Annotated in this window: 9 protein-coding genes; 3 read left to right on the top strand and 6 right to left on the bottom strand. The window is 64.6% G+C overall.

Going from position 1 to position 13,942, the window contains the following annotated elements:
- Positions 1–110: 110 nt before the first annotated feature.
- Positions 111–4,070: a translation initiation factor IF-2 N-terminal domain-containing protein gene (locus JZY06_RS12560; protein WP_207119158.1), complete on the bottom strand. Its 3,960-nt coding sequence runs from the start codon at positions 4,068–4,070 to the stop codon at positions 111–113.
- Positions 4,071–4,095: 25 nt separating this feature from the next.
- Between JZY06_RS12560 and JZY06_RS06040 the strand changes: the two genes are divergently transcribed.
- Positions 4,096–4,440 (top strand): hypothetical protein, encoded by a 345-nt coding sequence (locus JZY06_RS06040; protein WP_207119156.1) that lies wholly within the window; start codon positions 4,096–4,098, stop codon positions 4,438–4,440.
- Positions 4,441–5,226: 786 nt separating this feature from the next.
- Entirely contained in the window at positions 5,227–5,994 is a 768-nt protein-coding gene (locus tag JZY06_RS06035; RefSeq protein WP_207119154.1) for a helix-turn-helix domain-containing protein, read from the top strand.
- 174 nt (positions 5,995–6,168) lie between these two features.
- Here the strand turns inward: JZY06_RS06035 and ndk are convergent, their stop codons facing one another.
- Positions 6,169–6,579, bottom strand: a complete 411-nt coding sequence (ndk, locus tag JZY06_RS06030; RefSeq protein ID WP_207119152.1) for a nucleoside-diphosphate kinase — start codon at positions 6,577–6,579, stop codon at positions 6,169–6,171.
- Positions 6,580–6,743: 164 nt separating this feature from the next.
- On the opposite strand from ndk, the gene JZY06_RS06025 reads away from it, so the two are divergent.
- On the top strand, positions 6,744–8,381 hold the full coding sequence (locus JZY06_RS06025; RefSeq protein WP_207119150.1) for a hypothetical protein: 1,638 nt from the start codon (positions 6,744–6,746) through the stop codon (positions 8,379–8,381).
- Positions 8,382–8,477: 96 nt separating this feature from the next.
- On the opposite strand, the gene JZY06_RS06020 is transcribed toward JZY06_RS06025, so the two are convergent.
- The 4 genes from JZY06_RS06020 to JZY06_RS06005 form a co-directional block, all read right to left on the bottom strand.
- Positions 8,478–8,969 (bottom strand): hypothetical protein, encoded by a 492-nt coding sequence (locus JZY06_RS06020; RefSeq protein ID WP_207119148.1) that lies wholly within the window; start codon positions 8,967–8,969, stop codon positions 8,478–8,480.
- Between the two features lie 104 nt (positions 8,970–9,073).
- Complete coding sequence (locus tag JZY06_RS06015) at positions 9,074–9,523, bottom strand: DUF4233 domain-containing protein (RefSeq protein WP_207119146.1); 450 nt, start codon at positions 9,521–9,523, stop codon at positions 9,074–9,076.
- Entirely contained in the window at positions 9,523–11,109 is a 1,587-nt protein-coding gene (gene folC, locus JZY06_RS06010) for a bifunctional tetrahydrofolate synthase/dihydrofolate synthase (RefSeq protein WP_207119144.1), read from the bottom strand. Before folC ends, JZY06_RS06015 begins: the two co-directional genes overlap by 1 nt.
- A complete protein-coding gene (locus JZY06_RS06005; protein ID WP_207119142.1) occupies positions 11,110–13,866 on the bottom strand; it encodes a valine--tRNA ligase in 2,757 nt (918 codons plus the stop codon).
- Positions 13,867–13,942 lie beyond the last annotated feature (76 nt).

Below are 13,942 nucleotides of genomic sequence, written 5' to 3'. Positions count from 1 at the left end.
TCAAAGACTACCCGTCGGGACAGCAAAAAGACAAACCGGGGTTTGTCCCGGCACCCGCGGTACCGGGATCCGGCGGCGCCTGTGCCGCCGGATCCCGGCTAGCTGCGGCGTCAGCGCCGGCGGGTGGAACGGGTGCCGCGGCGGCGACCCCGACCGGACCGTCCCGGGGCGGGCGTGTCCGCCGACGCGCCGCCGGCGGACGTCCGTGGCGCCGGGTCGGCTGTACCGGCGTCGGTATCGTCTGCACCGGGTGCGATCACCGGGCGGGTGACCCGCCTGCGGCCGCGGCGGGTGCCGCGGCGCGTGGCGGCGCCGTGGGCGGAATCATCATCATCTGCCGCGGCCGGTTGCCCGGCCCCGTCGGCGGCTGGCGGCGTGGACTTCGCGGCTGACGGCGCGGTGGCCGTCCGGCGGCGGCCCCGCCCCCGTCCGGCGGGTGCTGTCCCGTCTGTGCTTCCGGAGGGTTGCTCGCTGTCACGGCGCCCGCCGTCGGCGGACTGATCGGTCTCGCCCGCGGTGCCCGCCCCCTGCTGCGCGGCACGGGTGGCGCGGCGGCGTGCCCGCCGCGCAGCACTGGCCGACTGGCGGGACCCGGCCGCATCATCGGCCCGGCGGGGTGACCGGGAACCGTGGTCCGGTTGTTCCGGCGCGGCGGCCTGCTCGTCATCGTCGTCGACGTCGAGGGTGTCGATACCGTCGGATCCCATCGGTCCGGTGATGAAATCAGAGCGCTTCGGCGGCACATCCGACCGGCTGTTGCCGCGGACATTGCGTTTGCGCCGCGGTGAGGCCTCAAACGCAGCCATGGCCTGCTCGTAGGAGGTGACACCGTCATCGGTGTCAGTGTCGGTATCACTGCTGTCGACTGCTCCCCGGGGTGGGGTGGGGGTGTCATCCACCGGCAGGTAGTTGCGCCCCGACGGCTCATCGGGATCCTCCCGGTCGGCGGTGTCGACGGCATCGAAGGCGATTTCGGCGGGGGTTTTGCCTTGTGCGTTTTCCGCAGCAACGCTGCGGCTGGAGGAACGGGTGGACCGGGAACGCCCCGCCCGGCGGCGCTGGCGTCCGCCACGGTCGGACTGGTTCACCGACCCGTCGGCGTGATCGGCCGCGGACTCCTCGCGGGATTCCTCGGCCGCTGACACCGGTTGTGCCGCGGTCCCGGCAGGCTCTGCCGGACGGACCGCCCGCCGGCGGCCGCGGCGGCCGCGGGCGGGTTGCCCGGCGGTGTCGGATGAACCATCGGCGGGCTGCTCACCGGGCACGGCATCAGCCTGGGCTGCGGCCTCCCGGGTGGTATCCGGTTGCCCGGTACCGCGGCGGGAGCCGCGGCGGGAGCGCCGGCTGCTGCCCTGTTCGGTATCCGGGGTCGGCTCACTGTCGCGGGCGGATGTGTCCTTCCGGCCGCTGCCGGCGGTGTCCTGCCTGTCGGCCCGGTCGGTGTCACGTGCGTGACCGGGCTTGTCGGCGACCTGTTCGTCATCGTCGTGGCTGTGCAGGGCCCGGGCTGCGGGATGCTCGGCCGGAGGATGGCTGGTGCTGCGGGAAGAGCGTTGCTCGCGGCGGGAAGCGTTGTTTTTGTCGCCGTTTTTGCGCCGCTTGCCGCGGGAGGAATCGCTGCCGTCGTCTTCCACCGGATCGTTGTGGACGATCAGGCCGCGGCCGTCACAGGCCTCACAGTCGGTGCAGAACGTTTCAATCAGACCGCTTCCCAGCCGTTTGCGGGTCATCTGCACCAAACCGAGGGAGGTGACTTCACTGATCTGGTGGCGGGTGCGGTCATGCATGAGCGCCTCGGCCAGCCGCCGCAGCACCAGATCCCGGTTTTCCGGCAGCACCATGTCGATGAAGTCGACGACAATCATGCCGCCCAGATCCCTCAGACGCATCTGGCGGACCAGTTCCTCGGCGGCCTCAATATTGTTCTTGGTGACCGTTTCCTCGAGGTTTCCGCCGGTACCGGTGTATTTGCCGGTGTTGACATCCACCACGGTCATCGCTTCAGTGCGGTCAATGACCAGGGTGCCACCGCTGGGCAGCCACACTTTGCGGTTGAGTGCCTCCGACAGTTGTTCGTCGACGTGGTAGCGGGCGAAACCGTCGTCACCACCGGCTTTGGAGCGGTCCCAGTGCATCAGCCGGTCCTGCAGATCCGGGGCGACCCGGCCGACGTACCCGGACACCGTCTGCCAGGCGGCATCGCCGTCGACGATGAGTTTGGAGAAATCCTCGTTGAACAGGTCCCGGATGACTTTCACCAGCATGTCGGGCTCTTCGTAGAGGGTCACCGGTTTGGACCCCTTGGATTTCTTTTCTTTTTTGACCGTGGCGTCGATCTCATCCCACATTGAAATCAGGCGGGAGACATCTTTTTCGATGTCCGGTTCCGACACACCTTCGGCGGCGGTGCGAATAATCGCGCCACCGGAATCCGGGATGATTTTTTTCAGGATCGCCTTGAGACGTTTGCGTTCGGTCTCCGGGAGTTTCCGGGAAATTCCGGCGCTGCGGCCACCGGGCACGTACACCAGGTAGCGCCCGGCCAGGGAGACCTGGGTGCTCAGGCGGGCGCCCTTGTGGCCCACCGGATCCTTGGTGACCTGGACCAGCACCTGGTCGCCCGATTTCAAAGCCTGCTCGATCTTGCGGGACTTTCCGCCCAGACCGGTGGAACGCCAGTCGATTTCACCGGCGTAGAGCACGCCGTTGCGGCCCTTGCCGATATCGATGAAGGCGGCTTCCATACTGGGCAGCACATTCTGCACCCGCCCGAGATAGATATTGCCGACCATCGACGACTGGGTTTCACTGGTGACGAAGTGTTCGACGGCTTTGCCATCTTCCAGCACCACCACCTGGGTCACCGCTCCCGGGTGATCGCTGCGGGAGCGTTCACGCACCAGCATGATGCGGTCCACGGCGTCACGGCGTGCCCTGAATTCAGCTTCGCTGATGACATGGCGGGGCGTGTTGCGGGCTTCCCGTTTCCGGTCGATGCGCCTGCGGCGCTGGGCCTCCAGCCGGGTGGAACCCTTGATGGCGGCGGGTTCATCAATGACCCTGACTTTTTTCGGTTTGCTCTCCCGGTCATCCCGGCTGCGCCGGGACCGGCGTGGATGGGAGTCCTCGTCGCCGTCATCGCGGCTGCGGGTTTTCTTCGGGGCGACTTTCACCGGCACCGGTGCTTTGAACACCGGGGTGACGAAGGTGGAGTCGACATCCTCCGGAACCGGGGTCACCGCGGAGACGACATCTTCCAAAAGCTCCGCGTTTTCCTCGCGGCGGGCTTCTTCCCGGATGTCGATTGTCTTCAGCTCCGGCCGGTCATCCTCCTCGTCGGAATCCTCGTCGTCGAAATCGTCGTCATCAAATTCGTCGTCTACGTCGTCATCGTCATCGTCGTCGAGGTCTTCGTCTTCGTCATCCTCGTCGTCGAATTCGTATTCGTCGTCGAGCATGTCGTCTTCATCGTCGAAATCGACGTCAAGCTCAATATCGACCGCATCTTCGTCGGTGTCATCACCGGTGTCATCGGCACGGTCGCCGGAAGCGTCACCGGCGAGATCGTCATCATCGACTTTGTCGGCCAGTTCCCGTTCGACTTTCTCGGTGATCTGGTGGATTTCGTTTTCCACGTTCTTGCCGACTTCGTAGCGCAGTGCCTCGACCGTCTTGTCCCCGGTCTCGAGCACTGGTTCGGCGATCTTGTCCAGCACCAGGCACGCCTCGGCATTGCTCAGCGAGGACTGGGCTTTTTTCTCGATGCCGACCTCGGCAAGATACCCGACCATGTCCTTGGAGGTGATCCCCAGAACCTTCGCCAGCTGGTGGACACGCAGTTTGTCGCCGAGCCCCTCCCGGTCAACGCCGCGTGCCTGTTCGGCCAGTTCCCGCGACACTCCCTCAATCGGGGCGGACGAGCGTGCGTCAGCCTTGGTGACCACAGCAGCAGCCTCCACTGCAGCATCCCCGGTGGTGCGGGTGGCCCGTTTCTTCGGCGCCGTCTTCTTGGCGGTGGTGCGGGTCGAGCGCCTGGTGGTCGTGGTGGCTGCTTTCGCTTTCTGTGTCACCGGCTGCTGACCGTCGGAGTCGCCGGTGCTCGCTGCCCGGGTCTTCTTCTTCGGCGCTGTCTTGTTCGCAGCCGTTTTCTTCGCGGTGGTCTTTGTCGCGGCCGTTTTCTTCGCGGCCGTTTTCTTCGCGGCCGTTTTCTTCGCGGCCGTTTTCTTCCCGGCTGTTTTCTTCGCGGTGGTCTTTGTCGCGGGCGCCGTTTTTCCGGTGGAGGTTTTCTTCACCGCTGCCCGGCGGCGGGTGGCTGCTTTTTCCGGTGCGTCTTTTTCCGGCGCTGCATCTGTCTTGCTGGTGCCCGCCTTGCGGGTACTGCGGCGGCGGGTGGTTTTCTGTTTACTGTTACCGGTGCTTGTTGCCACGGTTATCTCCTAGTGCCCGCACGCAACCGGCAGGCACTGCGTGGGCACTGGTCCGGTCACCGGGCGACAGACACCTTGGAACAAGGCATTTGTGGCGGTGGGAAACAGTGCTGTTTCCCACCCGACGGGGGTGTGCCACGTGTGCGGATACAGCAGCCGTGCACCCGGCGGGAATCCGGGGATTCCGCGCGGTGAACGATTGTATTGCCCGAGCGGCTTGCGTGCCGACAGCCGGATCAACCGGTGGCGGGGCGCACACAACGGTGGTGTGGGCGCACGCGACAAGCATTGGACTGCGGACAGCACCGTAAGTGGTGCCTGTGAAAGGCACAAAAGTCTGGTGATGATGCGAACAAACACACCGTGTGCGTTGTTCACAGCGGGCGGGACAGGAACACTGGTGGCCAGTGAACCTGGTGCCGGTACTCCGGCGGCCGCGTGGGGCGGTGGCTGCTGTATGCGGTTGTGGGGGTTGTTTGTGAAGTTGATGGAAGCTCTGTTGATGTAAAAATGTAAGTCATCGGTGGCCTGTCCCGGGGCAGCAAAGCCGTCAACAGGCTGACAAGAGGTTTCTGACAAAACCGCTGCCGGGCAAAGACCACGTGGGTCCATTGTGTCACATATTCCCCGCACCGGGTGCACTGACACCAACCCCCTTCCGGTGGCCACGGCCAACCATACCGGGCATCAACACCCGACCAGCGGTCTTGCCGTTTGTCCGTAGTCCTTGCAAAACTGCAGCACGTGCCCCCTTACCGGGGGTTGCGGACTGTGTGCCCCAAACCTAGACTGCGGCGTCATGAATTCGGATGCACACGCTCCTTCCACCTCCAGCAGATGGCCGGATGACGCCCTTGCACGGCTGGGGAAAGGATCGTTGGCCCGCACAGAAAACATCGTGTGGACGGCGGGAATTTTTGCCGTCGTGGCGCTTCCTTTTGTCCTCGCCGCAACAGGCCATCCCCTGGTGGCGCTGCTGCTTGTTGCCGTCCTCGCCGTACTGGGACTGTGGCGGGCGTGGGCCGGTGGCTGCAGCAACCGCCCCACCAATGCGGCGGGGATCACCGGCACATTGTTGACCAGGCGCCGGATCCTGGTGGTGGTTGCCGCGGCTGTTGTGTACATGACCTACGCCAATGCGTCATTTTTCCGTGACCACGATTGGCGCATCGCTGCTGCCGTCGCTCTGACGCTGGGGGTGATCGCAGCGGTGGTGAGCTGGATGATCTTTTTTCCGCACCCGCAACCGGTGGCGCACACAGCCGCAGACAACCGGGTCGGCGGTCAGTGTGCTGACCGCGTGCAACTGGCCGTGGCCTGCACCATGCGGGGACTGGGCTGCACTCCGGGGTGGCGGGAGGTCACCGACAAACGGATCAGCACCGTCCTCGGGATCGACCGCGTGCAGGTGGCGCGGGCACTGCAGGAGCTGCAGGCCGCGGGACTGGCCGACAACCGCCGGCAGCGGGGCTGGAATCCGGCCAAGGACCCGGACACCATTCACGGCCAGCTTTCCCCCGCCGGGGTGGCGGCTGTGGAAGCCGAACTGGCCCACCATGCCGCCTGAGTATGCAGTTGGCCGATGCCGTTTGACCGGGATGGGATACCCCGCCACCTCCCGGATGCGGCGGGTGGTGCACAGATGACAACGGTGGAACCCCCGGGGCCGACCAATCAGATGAAGTCGTTGCCGGGGATTCCACCGTTGTGTGCGGTGTGTCAGGGGAAAACTGGTGGTGTCCTACAGGTTCGGGAACCAGATGCCGATTTCGCGTTCCGCCGACTCCGGGGAGTCAGAGCCGTGGACGACGTTTTCGGACACTTCCAGTCCGAAGTCGCCGCGGATGGTGCCGGGGGTGGCTTTGCCGACCGGGTCGGTGCCGCCGGCCAGCTGACGCCAGGCCTCGATGGCGCGGGGGCCTTCAATGACACCGGCCACCAGCGGGGCGGACGTGATGAAATCAACCAGTTCACCGAAAAACGGCTTGTCGGTGTGCTCCGCGTAGTGCTTTTCGGCGGTGGCGCGGTCCGCGGTGCGCAGATCCATGGCCACCAGCTTCAGGCCCTTGTTCTCGATGCGGGAGATCACCTCGCCCACCAGCCCACGCTTGACGCCGTCCGGTTTGATCAAAATGAGTGTGCGTTCAGTCATGGCCCCGATCCTAGCGGGCAACCACCCGCCGGTGCACCCGACCGGACACGCCCGCTGGTTGCCCGCCCGCCCATCACCTGCCCCGCCGGGTGTGCCCGAATTCTGCGGCGGGATCGGCATGCGGGGGTTCACGACCGCATTTCGGCGGGTTTAAGATGGTGGACATGCCTGCAGCAGCCATCAACACCACCAGTGCCATCCCTGAACTGGTTTTGTCCGCCGTTGTCGCGGCCATCACCCTCATGGCCCCGCTGTGGGTGACCGTGGCTCTTGCCGCCCGGGACCGGGCGGTGGCCATCGCCCGGCGACGGGCGCAGATTCAGCAGCTGCAGGAGGCTCGGCCGGAGCTTCTCGAACGGGTGGAAAAACTCGACCGCATCACCATGAGTGTCTCGGTGGCCGCCCGCATTCTGGTCACCGACACCTGGGCCACGGTGCGGGGACGAATCATGCGGGTCCTTGAGGCCATCGACACTGACACCGTCGATGGTCTCAGCGACGATGACATTGATGTCGGGTGGGCTGCCGCGCTGCGGATGCCGGTCGTTGACACCCACCTGCGGCTGGTTCTGGGGATGGATGACGGGCTGACCGACGCCCGCATGGAAGCCCTGGAGCGGCTGCGCGAAGACATGCGGGCCACCGGCTACGACCACCCGGAGCTGGCCGAAAGACTCACCACACTGCTGGCCCGGGCCGAAGGGCTGACCATCGACCCGCATTGCCCGGCTTTTTTGCCCGCCTACTGCAAACTGCTCACCGACTACGGCCACCTGATCAGCCCGTTGACCGGGGCAACGCTGCGGGCACCCGCAGGCCTGGACCACGCCGGGGATCTGAAAAACCTCGCCCCGGAGAAAATCCGCGCGTCCTCCGCCGATACCGTCACCCACCAGGATCCGAAATGGGTGCTGCGAACCACCACCATCGCGTCCCGGGCCTGGCTTCCCGGGGTGGGGATGGGCGGGATCCGCCCCTACATCGGCTCCGGGGGCGGTGGACTGGCCAGTGTGCGCACCACCAAAAAACTCCGGGTCACTTGGACGATGACCGCTGTGGTGTGGGGGGTGATCATGCTGGCGCTGCAGATCGCCGCCGCGGTCCTGTTCCCCGACTGGGGTATCACCGGTGCCATAACGTTCACCGTCACCAGCATCATTGTTCTTCTTGCCGCCGCCCTGGACGCCCACCGCAGGGGACTTGCCGCAGGCTCCGCCGGCGGGCCGGTGAAAAGGGAGTTGTCGATTCGCATGCGCGATGTCGTCTCCTCGGAGATCACCCGCATCGGAATGGTGCTCAACGACCTGGATCTGCTGGCCCGGAGCCTCACCGGAGGCAGCGCCGACGACCCGTTTTTCGCGGAATGGAAAGCCATCCGCGCCCGCTACGACCGTGACACCCAAGGATTCGTGGAGCTGGTCGACGAGGGCGGCAACTGGCAGCCGAAAGTACGTGATGCCTACCGTGCCATCAGCGACATGGGCAACGCGGAAACCAATCTCATGGAGCTTTACCGGCTCACCCGCGGTGATGAGGCGGTTCGCCGCAGGCATGTGCGGCTTCTGAAAAACAAGGCCCGCAGTCTCGGCGACGGTGAGGCGGTGGCGGTGGTGGCCGCGGAACTCGATTCCCTCGACGCCCGCCCCGACGCCCACGACTTTATGGACACCTTCACTGCGGCAGTGGTCACCCTGAAAGAAATAGACTCCGGCCGCAGCCGGACAGGTGAGACCACCACAGAACCAATCACCTCCGCGGCATGGAGCTGCGAGGACATGATCGTCAGCCGCCAGCTGCGCTAGACCACGCCCTGCCAAAGCAGCATCACGAAGCTATCCCCCGGCCCGCCGCCGCTGCTGGCCGGGCGGGAAGAAAAAACACGTCATCCGCCGGTGCCGTCAGCTCTCATCCCGGATAGTGGCCTGTTCATCGCGGCCACCGTCCCGGCCCGCACCACCGGCGCGGGTCTGTCGGGCTGTTTTTCGGTGGGTGGCGGTAAACACCGCCAGGCCTTCGTCCCCCGAGCCGGGCGCAATATCAACCGAGTTGTAGGTCACCGTCGCGGTGCGCAGATCCATTCCGGGATACCAGCTGCGCAGGGTCCTGATAGCTGCGGCGGAACTGGTTGAGGCTGCTTTCAGGGCCGCCAGCCTGGCGAGTTTGTCCTCCGGAAGCCGCATCGGGGTTCCCGGTTCATGACCCCCGGACGACCGCGCGAACTGTTGTTTCATGCTGTAGGTGTTGTGGATGCCGACAATGATCTGGACGGTCAGGCCGGCTGCCGCCAGCAGCAGCCATCCCACCTGGTGGCCCATGGTGACATAGCCGATGACCCCGCCCAGGGTGGCGCCGAGTGCGCACAGGAAAGCGAGTTTGATCAGTCCGCTCATGCACCCCACCGTAATCCCCGTCGACCATGAAGTCACCGCCCACCCACCGGATAAGGCACGATCCGGCGGGTGGGCGGTGGGGGCGCGCGACAACCATGCCGCGGTCAGGTGTGCTGGGTGGTCAACAGTCCCCGCTGCATGCGCTCAATCAGGACTTTGCGCAGATACATGATGTACAGCCACACCAGGATGAACACCACCGCCATAATTCCCATGGAGATGTGCACGATCACCCCGCCGACCAGCGCCAGGACCTGCAGAATCCAGTTCGCGGCCATCGCCCAGGGTTTTTTCATCGCGAACCCCAACACGAACATCGCCACCCCGATGGCGGTGACATACATCCAGTTGAAGGTGGTCCAGTGCTCACCGCCGTCGATCCGCAAGATCACGGTGAGCACCAGCAGCAGGCTGATCGATTCCATCACCAGGGTGCCGGCCATCACCCCCCGCAACCCCTTCATGGGATCTTTTGTCGGGGCATGTCCTTTGCCCAGCGGACCGTAGGGGGCGGTGGTGTGCCGCTCGGGGCCGTCGGTGGGGCGGTCGGTCATCAGGCTGGTTCCTTTCCGAACAGGGTGCGGGCTTGGCCGGCGGTGACCACTGAGCCGGTGATAATGATGCCCGACCCGGACACCGGGCCACCCTCATTATCCGGGTCTTCCGCCAGCGCGGTGGCGGTGTCAACCGCATCGACCAACTGGCCGGCGGTGTGGACCCGCTCGTCGCCGAAGATCTCACGGGCAATACCCGCCAGCTCATCGACGGGCATCGCCCGCGGGGAGAAGTTCTCGGTGACCACAATCTCGTCGACCACCGGCTCCAGTTCACGGAGAATGCCGCGGACATCTTTATCGGCAAAACAGGCCACAACCGCGATTAAGCGGCGGAACTCGAAATCATCGGCCAGGGATGCCGCCAGTGCTTTCGCCCCCTGCGGGTTGTGGGTGGCGTCGGCGAAAACAGTCGGGGTGGCGCGCACCCGTTCCAATCTGCCCGGTGAGGTGACGGTGGCGAAACCTTCCCGCACCATGTCGATGTCGAGTTTGCGACCGGCACCGGCACCGAAGAACGCTTCCACGGCAGCTAGTGCGCAGGCCGCGTTGTGGGCCTGGTGGGCACCGCTGAGGGGAAGGAAAATCTCCTCGTAGGTTCCGCCCAGACCGGTCAGGGTCACAAGCTGCCCGCCGACTGCGGTCACAGATTCCGCAACACCGAATTCCTGGCCGAAGCGGGCCACCGCCGAATCGGCCTTCACGGCCTGCGCGAGAATCACCTTCATCGCCGCCGCCTCCTGCAGGGCGACAACGGCGACGTTGTCATCGGGCTCCAGCACATCATCGGGGTCTTTGACCTTGGGTTTGATGATGCCGGCTTTTTCCCCGGCGATTTCTTCGACGGTTTCCCCCAGATAGTCGGTGTGGTCCAGGCCGACGGGCATGACCACCGCCACATCGGAATCGATGACGTTGGTGGCATCCCATCTACCGCCCATGCCCACCTCCACCACGGCGACATCCACCGGAGCGTCGGCGAAAGCGGCATAGGCCAGGGCGGTGAGCACCTCGAATTTGCTCATCATCGGACCGCCCTCTTTTTCCGAGGCTGTGTCGACCATCTCCACGTAGGGTTTGATTTCCCGCCACAGGCGCACATAGTCGCGCGCGGCAATCGGGGTGCCGTCAATGGCGATGCGTTCGGTCACCGACTGCAGATGCGGGCTGGTGGTGCGGCCGGTACGGCGGTGGAAAGCCCGCAGCAGTGATTCGATCATCCGCACGGTGGAGGTTTTGCCGTTGGTGCCGGCCACATGGATCGAACGGAAGGATTTCTCCGGATGGCCCAGCAGATCCATCAACAGGGCAATACGGGTCAGTGACGGCTCTATTTTTGTTTCCGGCCACCGCGCGTCCAGTTCCGCTTCGGTTTCCGCCAACGCCGCCAACTCCTCCGGGGTGGCTTGAAGCGGGGCGGGATCGTTTTTCGCCTCGGTGACATCAATGGGCAGATCCAGCCCGCCGGCCGACAGCACCGGCTCGCCGAAACTGTCGATGGCCGGATTATCGGGATCGCCGAGCGGCCGACGGTGCTCCCCGGCGGACTCGAATCCGGGCCCGTCAGGGGTGAGATGATCAGGCATTTAGGCCAGTTCCTCCAGTCGCGCGGTAATCCGGGCGGTTTCTTCCTCGGCCACCTTCCGGCGGCAGCGGATTTTCTCGACCACAGCTGCCGGCGCTTTGGCCAGGAAGTTCTCGTTCGACAGTTTCTTGCCGGTCGATTCCAGTTCCTTTTTCGCCGCGGCCAGATCTTTTTCGAGACGTTTTTTCTCCGCCTCGACATCAATCGCTCCGGAGGTGTCGATGGCCACTTCCACGGTGGCCTGGTTCAGCCGCACCTCAATGGTTGCCGAGGCAGTGAAATCATCGCCCGGCTGCGGGCTGCGGGCCAGGGAACGCACCAGCGACTGCTCGCCGGAAAGATCACAGGCGGCAAAATCGATGCGGGCGGGCAGCGGAGCAGAGGGTTTGATCCCCTGGTCGGAGCGGAACCGGCGGATTTCGGTGACCAGTTTCTGCACATCGGCCACACGCCGGGCGGCAGCCGGATCCTTGTCCGCTCCCCCGGCAACAGAGGTGGCGGTCGGCCAGTCGGCGACCACCAGTGATTCCCCGTCGGTCAGTGCCTTCCACAGGGTTTCGGTGACAAAGGGCACGAACGGGTGCAGCATGCGCAGCACCTGGTCGAGAACACGGCCGAGCACCAGGCGGGTGTTGTCGCCCCGGGCGAGCTCATCGGCGGTGGCGGCAGCCTCGTCGCGCGGAATCTGGACTTTCGCGATCTCCAGGTACCAGTCACACAGCTCACCCCAGGCGAACTGGTAGAGCAGCTCGGTGGCTTTGGCGAACTGGTAACGGTCAAGCAGATCATCGACTTCCCGCCGGATATCATCCAGCCGGTCAAGAATCCACACATCGGCACTGGTCAGGTCTTCCCGGGCGGGAAGTTCCCCGGTTTTGGCCCCGTTCATCAGCGCAAACTTGGTGGCGTTGAACAGCTTCGTGCAGAAGTTCCGCGACGACTGGGCGGAATCCTCCCCCAGCGGCAGGTCGGTTCCGGGGTTCGCCCCACGGGCCAGGGTAAAGCGCAGTGCATCCGCACCGAAGCGGGCCACCCAATCCATCGGGTCAATGCCGTTGCCCAGTGACTTCGACATTTTCCGGCCTTTTTCGTCGCGAACCAGGCCGTGCAGGAACAGATCCTTGAAGGGAACCTGCGGTCGGTTGTCCGCGGCGGTGCCCAGTGCGGAGTCCTCCAGGGTGGAGGCGAAGGTGGCGAACATCATCATCCGGGCCACCCAGAAAAACAGGATGTCGTAGCCGGTGACCAGAACGGATGTCGGGTAGAACTTTTTCACTAGGTCGGTGTTGTCCGGCCAGCCCATGGTGGAAAAAGGCCACAGCGCCGACGAGAACCAGGTGTCCAGCACATCCGGGTCCTGCACCCAGCCTTCCGGCGGGGTGTCATCGGGACCGCAGCAGACCATCTCGCCGTCGGGGCCGTAGTAGATCGGGATGCGGTGGCCCCACCACAGCTGCCGGGAGATACACCAGTCGTGCATGTCATCGACCCAGTCGAAGTAGCGGGGTTTCTGGCTGGCCGGGTGGATGACGGTGTCTCCGGCCCGGATGCCATCGCCGGCCATTCTCGCCAGCTCGTCGACTTTGACGTACCACTGTTTCGACAGCCGCGGCTCCACCGGTTCACCGGACCGCTCTGAATGGCCGACCGAGTGAATGTAGGGGCGGATTTCTTTCACGATCCGGCCCTGCCCGCGCAAAGCCTCCCGGATGGCAACCCGGGCTTCGTAGCGGTCCATGCCGTCGAATTCCGTGCCGGTGTTGCAGATCCTGGCTTCCTCATCCAGCACAACCGGCATATCCAGATTGTGCCGCTGCCCCATCGCATAGTCGTTGGGGTCGTGTGCCGGGGTGATTTTCACCGCACCGGTCCCAAACTCCGGATCGACGTAGTCGTCGGCGATGACAACCATCTCCCGGTCCGGGAGGAAGGGGTGCGGAAGCTTCTTGCCGACCAGATCCCGGTAGCGCTCATCATCGGGGTGGACCGCGACTGCCACGTCACCCAGCATGGTTTCCACCCGGGTGGTGGCCACAATGACATGGGGCTGGCTGTCATCCAGCGAGCCGTAGCGCATCGACACCAGTTCGCCCTCGTCGTCTTTGTAGACGACCTCAATGTCGGAGACGGCTGTTTTCAGCACCGGCGACCAGTTGACCAGCCGGTAGTCCCGGTAGATCATGCCCTTGTCGTAGAGGTTTTTGAAAATGGTCTGCACCGCACGGCTCAGGCCCTCGTCGAGGGTGAAGCGCTCCTTGGACCAGTCCACCGAATCGCCGATGGCCCGCATCTGGGCGGCAATGGTCCCGCCGTACTGTTTTTTCCACTCCCACACTTTCTCGGTGAAGGCTTCCCGACCCAGGTCCAGGCGGGATTTCCCTTCGGTGTCGAGGAGCATTTTCTCGACTTTCGACTGGGTGGCGATGCCGGCGTGGTCCATGCCGGGCAGCCACAGCACCTCGAATCCCTGCATGCGTTTGCGCCTGGACATCGCATCCATCAGGGTGTGGTCCAGAGCATGACCCATATGCAGCTGACCGGTCACATTCGGCGGCGGCAGGACAATGGAGAAAGCGGGTTTGTCCGAGGACGGGTCGGCGGTGAAATAGCCTTTGTCCACCCATCCTTCGTAGAGGTCTTTTTCGACCGTCTGGGGATCCCAGCTTGCCGGAAGCGCATCTGCGCGGTTTGTCTGCGTCGCCTTGTTGTTGTCAGTCACGTTCACCCATCTTAGAGACCCGCCGGAACAAATACCCATCACCCCGCCCGCCCGGCCGCATCAGCCGGGTAGGCACCGGTTGTCCGGGCGGGGCTTTTTCCCACAATGGCCACCA

The organism is Corynebacterium mendelii (genome assembly GCF_017307055.1).
Lineage (GTDB): Bacteria > Actinomycetota > Actinomycetes > Mycobacteriales > Mycobacteriaceae > Corynebacterium > Corynebacterium mendelii.
This window is presented reverse-complemented; position numbering and strand designations above follow the sequence as displayed.

Coding starts and splice junctions, on each gene's coding strand:
- JZY06_RS06035 (WP_207119154.1), top strand. CDS start 5,227: ATGAATTCGGATGCACACGCTCCTTCCACCTCCAGCAGATGGCCGGAT.
- ndk (WP_207119152.1), bottom strand. CDS start 6,579: ATGACTGAACGCACACTCATTTTGATCAAACCGGACGGCGTCAAGCGT.
- JZY06_RS06025 (WP_207119150.1), top strand. CDS start 6,744: ATGCCTGCAGCAGCCATCAACACCACCAGTGCCATCCCTGAACTGGTT.
- JZY06_RS06020 (WP_207119148.1), bottom strand. CDS start 8,969: ATGAGCGGACTGATCAAACTCGCTTTCCTGTGCGCACTCGGCGCCACC.
- JZY06_RS06015 (WP_207119146.1), bottom strand. CDS start 9,523: ATGACCGACCGCCCCACCGACGGCCCCGAGCGGCACACCACCGCCCCC.
- folC (WP_207119144.1), bottom strand. CDS start 11,109: ATGCCTGATCATCTCACCCCTGACGGGCCCGGATTCGAGTCCGCCGGG.
- JZY06_RS06005 (WP_207119142.1), bottom strand. CDS start 13,866: ATGGGTATTTGTTCCGGCGGGTCTCTAAGATGGGTGAACGTGACTGAC.